Source organism: Streptomyces sp. NBC_00454 (assembly GCF_041434015.1).
Lineage (GTDB): Bacteria > Actinomycetota > Actinomycetes > Streptomycetales > Streptomycetaceae > Streptomyces.
In genome coordinates this window covers 257,104-270,936 of sequence record NZ_CP107907.1, presented here as the reverse complement: position 1 = coordinate 270,936, position 13,833 = coordinate 257,104, and the positions used below count along the sequence as shown (strand labels likewise).

The 13,833-nt window shown below is 70.6% G+C and carries 7 protein-coding genes and 1 pseudogene; 2 read left to right on the top strand and 6 right to left on the bottom strand.

Annotation, left to right across the window (positions count from 1 at the left end; all coding sequences use genetic code 11):
* The first annotated feature begins 1,165 nt into the window (after positions 1–1,165).
* Positions 1,166–3,637: a glycoside hydrolase family 9 protein gene (locus OHU74_RS01255; RefSeq protein ID WP_371614124.1), complete on the top strand. Its 2,472-nt coding sequence runs from the start codon at positions 1,166–1,168 to the stop codon at positions 3,635–3,637.
* A gap of 87 nt (positions 3,638–3,724) precedes the next feature.
* Here the strand turns inward: OHU74_RS01255 and OHU74_RS01250 are convergent.
* From OHU74_RS01250 to OHU74_RS01230, 5 genes and pseudogenes are all read right to left on the bottom strand, one after another.
* Positions 3,725–4,216: pseudogene (locus tag OHU74_RS01250) on the bottom strand (beta-galactosidase domain 4-containing protein); the annotation flags it as partial.
* Positions 4,102–5,397 carry an RICIN domain-containing protein gene (locus tag OHU74_RS01245; protein WP_371619526.1) on the bottom strand — a complete coding sequence of 432 codons (1,296 nt, stop codon included), beginning with the start codon at positions 5,395–5,397 and terminating at the stop codon, positions 4,102–4,104. The pseudogene OHU74_RS01250 and the gene OHU74_RS01245, both read right to left, overlap by 115 nt.
* A gap of 97 nt (positions 5,398–5,494) precedes the next feature.
* Positions 5,495–6,937 (bottom strand): endo-1,4-beta-xylanase, encoded by a 1,443-nt coding sequence (locus OHU74_RS01240; protein ID WP_371614123.1) that lies wholly within the window; start codon positions 6,935–6,937, stop codon positions 5,495–5,497.
* A gap of 332 nt (positions 6,938–7,269) precedes the next feature.
* Positions 7,270–8,559 carry a glycoside hydrolase family 6 protein gene (locus OHU74_RS01235; protein ID WP_371614122.1) on the bottom strand — a complete coding sequence of 430 codons (1,290 nt, stop codon included), beginning with the start codon at positions 8,557–8,559 and terminating at the stop codon, positions 7,270–7,272.
* Between the two features lie 36 nt (positions 8,560–8,595).
* Positions 8,596–9,567 (bottom strand): glycoside hydrolase family 6 protein, encoded by a 972-nt coding sequence (locus tag OHU74_RS01230; RefSeq protein ID WP_371614121.1) that lies wholly within the window; start codon positions 9,565–9,567, stop codon positions 8,596–8,598.
* 303 nt (positions 9,568–9,870) lie between these two features.
* On the opposite strand from OHU74_RS01230, the gene OHU74_RS01225 reads away from it, so the two are divergent.
* Positions 9,871–10,902 carry a LacI family DNA-binding transcriptional regulator gene (locus tag OHU74_RS01225; RefSeq protein WP_330300569.1) on the top strand — a complete coding sequence of 344 codons (1,032 nt, stop codon included), beginning with the start codon at positions 9,871–9,873 and terminating at the stop codon, positions 10,900–10,902.
* A gap of 22 nt (positions 10,903–10,924) precedes the next feature.
* Here OHU74_RS01225 and OHU74_RS01220 read toward each other — a convergent pair whose 3' ends face one another.
* Positions 10,925–13,651, bottom strand: coding sequence for a beta-L-arabinofuranosidase domain-containing protein (locus OHU74_RS01220; protein WP_371614120.1), 2,727 nt, complete (start codon positions 13,649–13,651; stop codon positions 10,925–10,927).
* Positions 13,652–13,833 lie beyond the last annotated feature (182 nt).

Genomic DNA, 13,833 nt, shown 5'->3' with positions numbered 1-13,833 from the left:
CGCTTGGTCGCGGCGCGGCGAGTGGCGCCGCATGCCTTGGGCGCTTCGCAGGCCCCGGGCGTGCGAGGCCCTGCGCTTCGCCACGGTGCGGCGAGCGGCCCCGCGCACCTCGGGTGCCCCGCAGACCTCGGGCGTCTGAGGCCTGCGCTTCGTCACGGCGCGGCGAGCGGCCCCGCGAACCCCGGGCGCCCCGCACACCCCGGGCGCCCCGCACACCTCGGGCGTCTGAGGCCGCGCGCCTCGTCAGGACGCGGTGAGCGGCCCGGCATGCCTTGGGCGCCTCGCATGCCTCGGGCGCCTGAAACTCCGCGCCTCGTCACGACGCGGCGAGCGCCCCCCAGGCTTCCGGCGCCCAGCACACCCCGGGCGCCCCGCCCGACCCCAGTGCCCCGCACGCCCCGGGCGTCTGAGGTCGCGCACCGCCTCGCAGCGCGGCGACGCGCGGCAGGTTTCCGGAGAATCTGCGGCGGGGGAGGGGGCGTCGGCGGCCGCGAGGTGCTGTCGCCGGCGGCGCGCGACCTCGCCCCGCCGGGCTGACGCCTCACGGGTCGCCGAATGCCACGGTTCCGGCCGGGTCCGACCACCTGCCACTCCGGTCGTCGGCCCGCCCTCCTGCCCTCGTGGCCAGCCGCGGCGGCGCGGGCCGGATCGTCTGAGTCGGCCCTGTGACGGGGCTCGACCTTGCCGGTCGCTGGACGAGTGGCAGTCACTGAGTGGCGGTCGCCGACCGGCGGTCGCTGAGTGGCTGGAGCCGCGTGGCTTGCGCCGACGCCCCACAGCGGCTGGCGCGACCGGCTCGCGTCCGTCACCGCCGGGACCGGTACCTTTCCGGACGGACACCGCGTCCGCGCGGAGCGTGACGGGGCCGGCTGTCCGTCGATGCCCGCTCCCGCGCAACCGGCCGATGCGCTGGCCGCCGGTGAGTGAGGGTCGGGCGGTGGGGGTTGGGGCGTGTGAGCCCCCTCGGCGGGGCCGGCGCCGCCCCTGATCGTCGATTTCGGGCCACCGGTTCACAAGCGCCGAAGCCGTGGTGGCGGTCGGCCTGTTCGCGGACGCGGTTCGCTCAACCACCGGTTCGTACCGTTGCCTTGACGGGTCCGTGAGGCGCCTGGCTTGATTGGGAGCGCTCCCACTCTGCCCCTCATCCACCGAGGAAGGCTTCACCGTGCCTCCTGTCACCTCCGCCCGCGGCGTGCCACGTCGCGCGGCCGCCGTGCTCGCCGGCTTCGCGCTGGCGGTCGGCGGTCTGTCCGCGACCGCCCTGACCGTTCCGGTCGCGGCTGCCGCCACCGTGGCCGCCGCTGCCGACACGCCCGTCCGGGTCAACCAGCTCGGCTACCTGCCCGACGGCCCCAAGCGGGCCACCGTGGCCAGCTCCGCGACGGCCCCGCTCGCCTGGCAACTGCGCGACGCCTCCGGTGCGGTGACCGCTTCGGGCGCCACCACGGTGCGCGGCGCCGACCAGGCGTCCGGCCAGTCCACGCACCTGGTGGACTTCGGCGCGTACACCGGCACCGGCACCGGCTTCACCCTGGTCGTCGGCGGCCAGAGCAGCCACCCCTTCGACATATCCGCCTCGCTCTACGACGGACTGCGCGCCGACAGCATGTCGTTCTTCTACCAGCAGCGCAGTGGCATCGCGATCGATGCCGCCCTGGCGGGAGGCAGCGCGTACGCCCGCCCCGCCGGGCACCTCGGCGTCGCCCCGAACAAGGGCGACACCGGCGTCCCCTGCCAGTCCGGGGTGTGCGACTACCAACTGGACGTGCGGGGCGGCTGGTACGACGCGGGCGACCAGGGCAAGTACGTGGTCAACGGCGGCATCTCCGTCTGGGAGATGGTGAACTCCTTCGAGCGGGCCCGCCGTTCGGGTGGTGAAGCGGCGCTCGGCGATGCGACGCTGCGGGTGCCGGAGCGCGGCAACGGGACGCCGGACGTGCTGGACGAGGCCCGTTGGGAGCTGGAGTTCCTGCTACGGATGCAGGTCCCGGCCGGGAAGCCGATGGCCGGGATGGCCTTCCACAAGATGCACGACGCCAAGTGGACCGCCCTGCCGACCCGGCCCGAACTCGATTCCGAACAACGCGAGTTGCACAAGCCGTCGACCGCCGCGACGCTGAACCTGGCGGCCTCGGCCGCGCAATGTGCCCGGGTGTACGCGTCGTACGACGCCGCGTTCTCCGCGCGCTGCCTGGACGCGGCCCGCCGGGCCTGGACGGCCGCCAAGGCCAACCCGAACGTGCTCGCCCTGGCGAGCGACAGCACCGGCGGCGGCGCCTACGAGGACGCCGACGTCTCCGACGAGTTCTACTGGGCGGCGGCGGAACTCCTCGCCACCACCGGCGAGTCCCAGTACCGGGACGCCGTCACCTCCTCCCCGCACCACACCAAGCCCGTCGACGCGTTCTGGTGGGGCGGTACCGCGACGCTCGGCCGCATCACCCTCGCCACCGTCCCCGGCGTGACCCTGCCCGCCGACGACGTGACCCGGCTGCGCGGCCTGCTGACCACGGCCGCCGATGGCCACCTGTCCACGATGTCCGGCCAGGGCTACGCGGTGCCGCTCCCCGCCACCGGGTACGTGTGGGGCTCCAACAGCTCCGTCACCAACAACGCGATGGTGCTGGCCGTCGCGTACGAGATCACCGGGCAACAGCGCTACCGGGCCGGAGCGTTGGAGTCCCTGGACTACCTGCTCGGCCGCAACGCGCTCGACCTCTCCTACGTCACCGGCTACGGCGACCGCACTTCCGAGAACCAGCACCACCGGTTCTGGGCGCATCAGAACGACGCCTCGCTCCCGCACCCGCCGGCCGGTTCCTTCGCGGGCGGGCCGAACGCCGGGCTGGAGGACCCGGTGGCCAAGGAGAAGCTCACGGGCTGCGCACCGGCGGCCTGCTACGTGGACGACATCGGCTCGTACTCCACCAACGAGGTGGCCATCAACTGGAACGCCTCCCTGGCCTGGCTGGCGGCCTTCGCGGCCGAGCGGCGGGGCGCCCCGGCGGCGCCCGTGGTCCAGGTGGCACCGGCGGCCGTAACGGTCCCGGAGGGCGGCTCGGCGCCGGTGGGCGTGCGGCTCTCGGCAGCGCCCGCGCAGAACGTGACGGTGACGGTGGCCCGGAACTCCGGCGACGAGGACCTGTCGGCAGCCGCGACCCTGGTGTTCACCCCGGCCAACTGGGCGACGCCGCAGCAGGTTTCGGTCGTCGCCGCGCAGGATGCTGACACGTCTTCGGGCAGCGCGACCTTCACGGTAGGTGGTCCCGGCGTGCAGTCGGCGACGTTCACGGCGACGGAGGCGGACGACGATGCGTCGGCGGCCTCCTGCACGGTGGCGTACCGGATCGACAACGCCTGGGGCAACGGCTTCACCGCGACGGTGACCCTGAGGAACACCGGAACCTCGACGATCTCCGGCTGGACCCTCGGCTGGAGCTTCGCGGGTGATCAGCGGATCAGCAACGGCTGGAACGCCACGGTGAGCCAGTCGGGCAGCACGGTCGCCGCCCGGGACTCCGGGTGGAACGGCACGCTGGAGCCCGGCGGCAGCGTGGGCTTCGGCTTCCAGGCCACGTATTCGGGTACCAACGCGATCCCGGCGCGATACACGCTCAACGGCGCACTCTGCTCCTGAACGATCACCATGCCCTGCCCGCCCGCCGCACCGGGAAGCCCTGGTGCGGCGGGCCGCTCTCGGTGGGCTCGGCTCCGCCTGGACGGTGAGCCAGCGCTCGCCCCCGCCGTCCTCCCCGTCCGGTAGGTCCGGTCGCGGCAGCGGCAGCCGGCCGTGCTCCCCGGCCGCGAGCTGCGGTGTGGGCAGCGCGCCCCGGGCCAGCTCGACCCCGTCGCGGGCCAGCGACCAGGTGAACCGCAGATGGGCAAGGTCCAGTACCTCGTGCACCCGCACCACCAGCACGTTGCGGCCGGGCCGCAACCGCCCGGTCACGTCGAACTCGGCCGGCAGGCGGCTGCCGTAGGTGACGCCCAGCCAGACCCGGGCGCAGGGCAGGTGCGTTTGCGGGAAGCGCTGCCATCGAGGGACGACGACGGAGTGGAGCCAGGATGATCCTGGCTCCACTCCATGGCGCGGGCGTGTCACTAGAACTGTGCGAAGAACCTCCAGATCTCTCCCTTGGTCCAGGTCGTGACGCCGCTCTCGTTGGAGGAGCCGTCGACCGGACCGGGCAAGTGGCCTCCGTCGAAGGCGGCCCATTGGACCGGGTACCCGGCACGGCAGCCCGAGTAGGTGGTGGTGATGTGCGTCCGGCTGCCCGGCGCGGGCTCGCGCGGGTTCTGGGAGGTGCAGCCGTTGTTGCTGACGAACCTGTCGCGCAGGGACCGTCCTTGCGCGATGTTGAGGACGGAGTCGCTGACGCCGTGGATTCCGAAGTAGGCGATGGGCTGGGCGCCGCCGCTGCACCCGCTGATCTCGCCGCCGGAGATGACCGCGACAGCCCTGAAGACGTTGGCCCGGGTGCATGCGAGTGCGTAGCTCATCCCGCCGCCCCAGCTGAAACCGGTGGCGAAACGCTGCGCCGTGTTGACGCAGAGGCCGCCCTCGATCCGCCGGATCATGTCGTCGACGAAGGTGACGTCCTCACCGCCCGGATTGGCCCAGCCGTTGTCGAGGCCCTGGGGGGCGACGAGGATCGCGCTGTTGTTGGATTGTTCCTGTTGGCCGTAGTAGGACCAGGCCTTCCCGCTCGTTCCGCCCGAGGCGACGTCGCCGGCGGTTCCGCCCCGCCAGTGGAACGCGAAGATCAGCCGGTAGGGCTGGCTGTTGGAGTAGTTGTCGGGAACCCTGAGGATGAAGCTGCGGCTCTTGCCGCTGCTCTGGATCGTGTGCGTACCGCTCGCCAGCGTCGGGGCGCTGCCGCATCCGCCGCCGCCGGACGACAGCTTGACCATCTGCCATTGCTGGTTGGCGCCGCCCCAGTCGCTGTACTGGACGACGTTGCCGCCGTCGGCGGTGGAGGCGCCCTGTACCTCGACGGCCTTGTCGCTGTTGCGGTTGATCAGCCGGACGTGGCCCGCGTCGGAGTCGGCCAGCCGGAACTGCTGGTTGGCCCCGTTGCCGTCGGTCCGCTGCGCGATCGCGGCGCCGTCGGCGGTCGAGGAGCCGGCCACGTCGAGAACCTTGCCCGAATGCCGGGCCTTGAGCCGGTAGAAGCCGCTGCCGGAGTCCACGAACTGCCACTGCTGGTTGGCTCCGTCGTTGCGCGTCCACTGACTGACCCGCGCGCCGTCGGCGGTGGACGCGCCATAGACGTCCAGCGCCTTGCCGCTGTTGCGATTGACCAGGACGTACCAGGCATTGCCGTCCACCGTCGCCGCCTCCGCGGGCGCCGGCTTCACCGCGAAGAGCGTGCCGATCGCGAGCGTCGCCGCCACCACGGCGGCCAACCGGGACCACCAGCGGTGCCTTCGTGGAGGGGCGGGGGAAGCCGCACCGTAGGTCTTCATCGGTTCACCCTTTCGCCGTGCCAGGTCGTCAGGTGCGGGTCCAGCGCTGGTTGCTGCCGCCCGAGCAGGAGTAGAGCTGGATCAGGGTGCCGTTGGCGGTGCCGGTTCCGGCCGCGTCCAGGCAGAGGCCGGACTGGACTCCGACGATGGAACCGTCGGAGTTCAGGCGCCACTTCTGGTTGTCGCCGCCCCAGCAGCTGTAGATCTGGACCTTGGTGCCGTTGGCGGTGCCGGCGGCGTCCAGGCACTTGTCGCCGTAGACCTTGAGCTCGCCTGAAGCGGTGTACGACCACTGCTGGTTGGTGCGGTTGTTGCAGTCCCACAGGTTGAGCTGGGTGCCGTCGCTCGTGCTGGCACCGGGCACGTCCAGGCAGCGGCCCGAACCGACGCCCTTGACCTGTCCGGAACCGGGCGTGGGGGTCGGAGTGGGGTTGGAGGAACCGGCGTTGAGTGCGTTGAGCACCGAGGTGTAGGCCGGCTTCTTGTTGCCGTTGCCGTCGAACAGCAGCGGCGATTGCTCCGACCGCCAGGAGTCGGTGTCGCGCACACCCCAGACGGTGATGCCGAGGCAGCGCGGGACGGCCAGGCAGTCGTTGGTCACGTTGGCGTAGGTCGTGGCCGAGGCGCCCTGGATGTCGAGTTCGGTGACGGCCACGTCGACGCCTAGGGCGGCGAAGCTCTGCAGGGTGGTGCGGAAGTTGCTGTTGTACGGGCTGTCGTTGTTGAAGTGGGACTGGAAGCCGACGCAGTCGATCGGCACGCCGCGCTGCTTGAAGTCCCGGACCATGTTGTACATGGCCTGGGTCTTGGCCCAGGTCCAGTTCTCGACGTTGTAGTCGTTGTAGCAGAGCTTGGCGGCCGGGTCGGCGGCGCGCGCGGTGCGGAAGGCGACCTCGATCCAGTCGTTGCCGGTGCGCTGCAGGTTGGAGTCGCGCCGGGCCCCCGAACTGCCGTCGGCGAAGGCCTCGTTCACGACGTCCCACTGGACGATCTTGCCCTTGTAGTGGGCCATCACGCCGTTGATGTGGTTGGTCATCGCCTGGCGCAGCGCGCTGCCGCTGAGGTTTTGCATCCAGCCGGGCTGCTGGGAGTACCAGGCCAGGGTGTGACCGCGTACCTGCTTGCCGTTCTGTACCGCCCAGTTGTAGACGCGGTCACCGGCGGCGAAGTTGAACTGGCCCTGCTGGGGTTCGGTGGCGTCGATCTTCATCTCGTTCTCGGGCGTCACCATGTTGAACTCGCGGCCCGCGATCGTCGTGTACGCCGAGTCGCCCAGCCTGCCCGAGGCGACGGCGGTGCCGAAGTAGCGGCCGCTCTGCGCCGCCGCGCCGCCGAGAGTGCTCTCGGCGGCCTGTGAGGCCAGCGGAGCCACCAGTAGGGCGGCCGAGCCGAGGACGCCGGCGACCAGCGCCGTACGGAGAATTCCGATCTTCCGGCGGACGGTGGATGGGGGAATGGCATTTGAGCCCATGAAAGAGCCTCCAGGAAAGAAATCACGGAAGGATTGGAGCGGGGCAGAGTGAATCCGCGTGAACGACGCCCGCGTCCATTGACAAAAGGACGCTCACCAGTCAGGGCGTAACGATTCAAGGCCGACACCCGGCACTCGGACATAGACGGGGGGTATCGCCTCGGGCCCCAGTCTGGAAACACCGCGGAAACATGTCAATACTTTCGAAAGGGTTTCGAGAATCCCGTGCCTCTGAATAGCCCAATAGCCGCTTTTCATAGAGCGATCCTCATCGAAAATGTTTCGATGAGGATCGCTCTACAGCGGGTATTTCCTACAGTTCGGATCTCCGGTCAGCGCAGGGCCGTGTTGAACTCCAGTGCCGGGTCGGCGTTGCGGACGAGGGACTTGGCCTGCTCCGGCCACCACACGCCGGCCGCGGGATCGACGACGCCGTACTCCGGGTCGATGGTGCCGCCCGGGACGCTGCGGTTGCACTGGCCGTCGGACTGGCCGACGGTCTTGATCCACAGGTAGGCGTCCACGAGCGGGACGCGGGTGTTCGCGGCCGGCCGGGCGCCGATGCCGCGACCGGGAGCGTTGCACCAGGTCTGCGGATCGCCGGTGTACTTGCCCGCGGGCGGGGTCCAGGCGCCCCGGCCGTCGCGGCTGGTGTCCACGACGAGGTGGGTGAGCTCCTGTGCGGGCGGGGTGCCCACGTTCTGCTGGAACCACAGGTCGGTCCAGTGCCAGGTGGACGGGTCGTCCACGTTCACGGAGCTTCCCGGCTGCCCGTCGTTCGGTGCCGCGGGGGAGTAGTACTGGCTCGCGCACCAGTCGGGGTGCCCCTTGGCCCAGTCCGGGCCCTTGGTGGCGAACCACAGGCACTGGGAGACCCAGGTGCCGTAGTGGGTGGACAGATCGGTGGCCAGGTAGTTGGAGACGTTCAGCGAGAAGCCCTGGGTGCGGGTGACACCTGCCTGGAGGAGGCGCCCCGCGGCGTCGCCGACGCTGCGCCAGTGGCTGTTGCCGGCGTCCAGGTAGACGACGCTGTTCGGCTGCCGCTCCAGGGCGTCGATCGCGTGGTTGAGGTCGGCGAAGCGTCCGGCTGTGATCGCGCCGGTGGGGTCGCTTCCGGGCCCGCAGTCGGAGGGGAGGTTGGCCAGCCCGTCCGGTTCGAGGATGACGACGGCCTTGCTGCGGCCGATCCCCCGGGCGAAGGCGCTGATCCAGGCCTGGTACTCGGCGTCCGACTGCGCACCGCCGGAGGAGTACTGGGAGCAATCGCGCAGCGGGATGTCGTAGGCCACCAGGACGGGAACCGTCCGGGTTCGCTCGGCCCGGCGCACCAGGTCCCGTACGCGGGATTCGACCTGCTCCGGAGTGCCGTCGGTGAACCAGGCGGCCTCCGGCCAACTGGCCAGCTTCGCCATGGACTTGGCGCCCTCGAAGTCCCGGTGGAGGAGGTCGGTGACGGCCTGGTGGGCCGCGTCGCTGTCGGGATCGACGTAGAAGCGGGTGTTCGCGGGAAGCGTGTGGGATGCCGGTGCGGAGCTCGCCTCGGCAGAGGCGGGGGCGACGGCGCCGAAGAGCAGCGTGAGCGCGCTCGCTGCCAGGACTAATCGGTGCAGGGGGATGCGCACGGGGTTCCTTCGGTGAGGGAGGGAGGCGGGGCCGGATCAGTAGCCGTAGATCATCTTGTAGGCGACCTCCGGCAGGAACTGTCCGGCCGAGGAGCCGGCCCCCACGCCGCAGTTGCCGTCGGACTCGCCGGGGATCTTGATCCACAGCAGCATCTCGGCACCGCCGCCGCGCTGGGTGGGAGTGCCGATCCGGCGGCCGGCGGGGTTGCACCACTGGCCGTTGGAACCGTTGCCGTTGCGGCTGGTGTCGACGACGAACGGCTTGGTGTAGCCGTAGGAGCTCAGTGCGGAGTTGACCGCGTTGCCGTAGGAGGTGTTCTGGTCGGTGGCGAAGTAGTTGGAGACGTTCAGTACGAAGCCGCGTGCCCCGCTGACCCCGGCGGCGGCGAGCTGCTGCGCCATGGTCGAGGCGCCGATCCAGCCGGGGTTCCCGGCGTCGAGGTAGACCCAGGTGTTGGGTGCCTTGGCATTGAACTGGGCGATCGCGTTCTTCAGCATGGCGTTGCGCTCGGCGATCTGAGCAGCCGTCATGCAGCTCTCGTGGCCGAGCGCGTCGGGTTCGAGGACGACGACGGCCGGGCGGTTGCCGATGCCACTGGCGAAGGCGGCGATCCAGGCGTCGTACGCGGCGCGGCTCCCGGCGCCGCCGCCGGACTGACCGGCGCAGATGTCCCGGTTGGGGATGTTGTACGCGACCAGGACCGGCAACTTGTCGTAGGAGTCCGCGCGGCCGACGTAGGCGCCGGTGGCGCTGCCGATGTCGCCGCTCCAGTTGCCGAACCAGCGGGCCGCCGGGGTGTTGGCGATGGACGTACGGATCGCCGCCGCCCGCCCGTCGCCCGGGTTCGCGTTGGTCCACCGCAGAGCGGAGTTGTCGGGGTCGGTGTAGAAGCCGCTGGTCATGGTGGTCGGGTCGGCGGCGTACGCCGGGCCGGCGTTGATCAGGGCGAGACCGGCGGTCAGGGCGCCGGCCAGCAGGGCGGACGCGGCTCGGACGGACATGCGCATGGTTCTTCCTCCGGTGGGGGATGGGGAAGTGGAAGCGCTTCCAGTTTTGGTGTGGGGTCGGATCGCGCTGATGGGATGATTGGGGCCGTCGCCGGGGTGTGTCAAGTGGTTGAACACGGAAGCATCGTCATGGCTGGTATGGCGTCATTAGTTGGAAGCGCTACCAGATCGAGACCCGGGCGGCATCCGTGTGCAGGTCCGAAGTTGGGGCGGTGATGGAATCATGGCCGCTGTCCGATGTCGCTCGTTCGATGTCGGCGTTCGATGTTCGCCGTCCGCGTGAGCCCGAGGAGCAGTTCTTCCATGGAGCCGTCACCCAAGCGCATGCCGACTCTCGACGAGGTGGCCGCACGCGCCGGCGTGTCGCGCACGGCGGCCTCCCGGGTGATCAACAACGCCCCGCACGTCAGCCGTGCGAAGCGGGAGGCGGTCCAACGGGCGGTGCGCGAGCTGGATTTCGTGCCCAATCCGTCCGCGCAGGCCCTCGCGACCCGCAGGGTCGGAGCGGTGGTGCTGGCGGTCTCCAGCGATGAACCGGGGCTGTTCGCGGACCCGTTCTTCGCGGAGGTCATCGTCGGCGTCAGCGAGGCGCTGGAGCAGACCGAGCTGGAACTGATCCTGCTGCTGGCCAACACCCCGCGCGGCCGGGAGAGGTTCGAGCGGCTGCTGCGCTCCCGCCGGGCCGACGGCGTCATGCTGATGGCGCTTCGGGGCGACGATCCGCTGGGCCGCCTGGGCGAGGAGGTCGATCTCCCCGTCGTCTTCGGCGGACTCCCGCTCATCGGGGAACCCACGTGGTACGTGGACGCCGACAACCGGGGCGGTGCCCGCCTGGCCGCCGAGCACTTCGCGCGCACGGGCCGCCGACGGCCCGTCATGATCACCGGCCAGGTGGACGCCAGGGCCGCGGTCGCGCGGGAACAGGGGTTCACCGACGGTCTGACCCTGTCCGGCCTGCCGCTGCTCGGGGTCGAGCCCGGGCAGTTCACCGAGGAGGGCGGCGCCGAGGCGATGGAGCGACTGCTCCGCGAACACCCCGATCCCGACGCGGTGTTCGCGGCCTCCGACGCGATGGCCATCGGCGCTCTGCGCACCTTGCGGGAACGGGGGCTGCGGGTGCCCGAGGACGTCGCGGTGATCGGCTTCAACGACCTGGCGAGCGCCCGGCACACCAGCCCGCCGCTGACCACCGTCCATCAGCCGGTACGGGCACTGGGGCAGGAGATGGCCAGGATGCTGGTCAGTGCCATCGAAGGACACCGCCCCAGCCCGTTGATCCTCCCGACCCGCCTGACCGTGCGCGAATCGGCCCCCGATCTGCCCGCACCCGCCTGACCGGCGGGCGCTTGCGGCAGGGTCAGATGAATCGCCACAGGTGGTCGTTGGTGCCGTTGTCGTCCCAGAGGACGGTCTGTGCTCCCTGGGCGGTGGAGGCGCCGGAGACGCCGAGGACGCGGCCGCTGTTGGCGCACTGGATCCTGAAGGTGTCGCCGCCGCCGTGGCGCAGGCGCCACCGGTGGTCCGCGGCGCCGTTGTCCGCCCACTGGACGATCCGGGCGCCGTTGGCCGTGCCGCCGTTCTCCACGGCGAGGACCTTGCCGCTGTGGGAGTTGCGCAGGCGCAGGTGACCGCCGGTGTCGACGACGGCCGTCCAGAGATGGTCGGCGGTGCCGTTGTCGTCCCACTGGATGGCGAGGCCGCCGTCGGCGGTGGACATGTCCTGCACACCGAGGACCCGCCCGCTGGCGACGTTCTGGATGCGCCTGGCGCCGTCGGGGACGAACTGCCACTGGCCGGCGGGGGCGCCGGTGTCGGGCACCTGTACGGCCGCGGCGCCGTTGGCGGTGGAGCCGCCTTCGATGCCGAGCAGCTTGCCGGTGTGGACGTTGCGAAGCTTGTGGTAGCCGTTGCCGGCGTCTACGACGGTCCACCGGTGGTCGGCGGTGCCGGTGTCGGACCACTGGAGGACCGGGGCGTTGTCGGCGGTGGACATGTCCTTCACGCCGAGGACCTTTCCGCTGTTGAGGTTGCGCAGCCGCAGTGCGGTGCCGTCGACGAGGAGGAGCCAGTCGTGGTCGGCGGTGCCGGAGTCGGTCCACTGCAGGGCGGGGCCCCCGTCGGCGGTGGACATGTCCCGGATGCCGAGGACGAGTCCGCTGGCCGCGTTCACGAGACGGAAGCCGGGGCTGTCGGTCCGCCAGTAGACGGTGTAGTTGAAGCCCTGGGCGTCGTGGAACGGGCCGAGTTCGACCTTCGTTCCGTTGGCGGTGGCCGCGAACGCGAGGGCGGTGCTGCTGGTCCGGGTGATCGAGGAGGGGTCCAGGGCCGGGAGGGAGGACAGGGTGGTGCTGCCGTAGTTGCCGGCGAGGACGGCGGGGCCGTAGGTGATCGCCGCGACACCGGGGTTGTCGTTGGAGGCCTGGAGGGCCACGCGCATGGGGAGTTTCACGGTGACGGTGTCGCCGGAGGCCCAGGCCCGGGTGAGCGTGGCGTAGGTGCCCGGACTGGCCGTGACGCTCTGGGCGACGCCGTTGACGCTGACGGTGGCGCCCGAGGTCCATCCGGGGATGCGGATGCGCATCGACCAGGTCCCGCCGGCGCCGCCGGTGACCTTGAGCGTCGTGGTGTCGTCTGCCGGATAGGAGGTGGTCTGGGTGACGGTGATGCCTCGCTGGGTCCAGTTCAGGACGGAGGGGAGGAACAGGTTCACGGTGAGGGTGGTGCTGCCGTCGTGGAAGTAGACGGAGTCCATCAGCTTGGTGTTGGACTCGACGCCCGTTCCCTGGCAGCACCAGAACGTGTCGTAGTCGGTGCTCCAGGTGCCGCCGCCCCACGCCGGGCCCTTGCCGCGGCGGCCGCCCGGGTTGAGGGGGGTGAAGTAGGTGACGTGCCCGTGCGGGTCGGCCGGGTTCTGGGCGCCGATGACGTGGTTGAGCAGCGCCTTCTCGTAGAAGTCGAAGTACGACGCCCGGCCGGGGTCCAGCTGCCACAGTTCTCGGGTCAGCTTGAGCATGTTGTAGGAGTTGCAGAGCTCGCAGGTGTCGGGGACGAGGAAGCCGGAGATGGCGTTCGGGGCCCGGAAGTGTTCCGCCTGGCTGTTACCGCCGATGGCGTAGGTGTGCGAGGTGGTGCAGATCGTCCACGCGTTGGCGGCGATGTCGCGGTAACGGGTCGTCCCGGTGGCCTTGTACTCGCGGACGGCCCCGATCCACTTGGGTACCTGTGTGTTGGCGTGCAGACCGTTCAGTTGGTCCAGGTTCGCGGCGAGGGGGTCGAAGACCGCCGCATGGTCGAAGCGCTGGGCGGTGGTCAGCCAGCGTGCGTCGCCGGTCTGTTGGTGGAGGTCGGCCAGCACCTCGTTCATGCCGCCGAACTCGACGCCCAACAACGACTGCATCTTGCTCTGGCTGAGCGCGGCGGTGCGCCGGTCGACCCAGCCGGCGAGCGCGAGGAGCACGTCGCGGGCCTGCGTGTTGCCGATGAGGCGCCATACGTCGAGCAGGCCGGCCATGGTCTTGTGGACGCAGTAGTACGGGACGTTGCCGTTGGTCAGCGTGCCTGCTTCGAGGCTGGTGAAGTCGGCCTCGGGGAAGCCCGACAGGTAGCCGGCGGAGAAGCCCGCGGTGGAGTTGTTGGCCTGGCACTTGGCGAGTTCGGCCACCATGCGGTCGGCCTTGTCGCGGCAGGTGGTGTCCCCGACCGCGGCGTAGGCCTGTGCCCATGCCGTGAGGAAGTGGCCCTGCACGTGGGTGCGGAAGGGGAACGCCGGGTCGTCCCATCCTCCGGTCGGGGTCGCGGCGTTGGTGGAGAGCCGGTGGTTGGCGCGGAAGTTGTACAGCAGGCGGTCGACGTCGATGAAGCGGAGATAGGCCAGGGTGCGGTTCTGATTGTCGAGCCAGCGGCTGCTGGTGAGCTGGACCTGACCCAGGTCGAACGGGAACGCCGACACTCCGACGTCGGATCCGACCGGGGGCGTCTGCGCCGTGGCGGAGACGGTGTTCAGTACGGGGCCGACAGCCGCGGCTACGGCCGCGACGCCGGTCGCCTTGATCATGGCGCGGCGGCTGAAGGGGGGAACCGGCATGGCGAACTCCATGGTCCGTGAGAGATAAGGACGCCGCTCACAAGGGCTGTTGGGCTTCAACCGGCGGCTGCGAGGTCGGTGGGGGCGGCCGCCTGCTGCGCATGAGTGTTAGCGCTCACAATTGACGTGTCAATACTTTCGACGGGCGGCGCCGACAAGGCCGGCCCGCGCACCGCGCACCG

Bases quoted from the DNA above. Each gene is read 5' to 3' on its own strand.
- OHU74_RS01240 (WP_371614123.1), bottom strand. From the start codon at position 6,937: ATGGGCTCAAATGCCATTCCCCCATCCACCGTCCGCCGGAAGATCGGA.
- OHU74_RS01230 (WP_371614121.1), bottom strand. From the start codon at position 9,567: ATGCGCATGTCCGTCCGAGCCGCGTCCGCCCTGCTGGCCGGCGCCCTG.
- OHU74_RS01225 (WP_330300569.1), top strand. From the start codon at position 9,871: ATGGAGCCGTCACCCAAGCGCATGCCGACTCTCGACGAGGTGGCCGCA.
- OHU74_RS01220 (WP_371614120.1), bottom strand. From the start codon at position 13,651: ATGCCGGTTCCCCCCTTCAGCCGCCGCGCCATGATCAAGGCGACCGGC.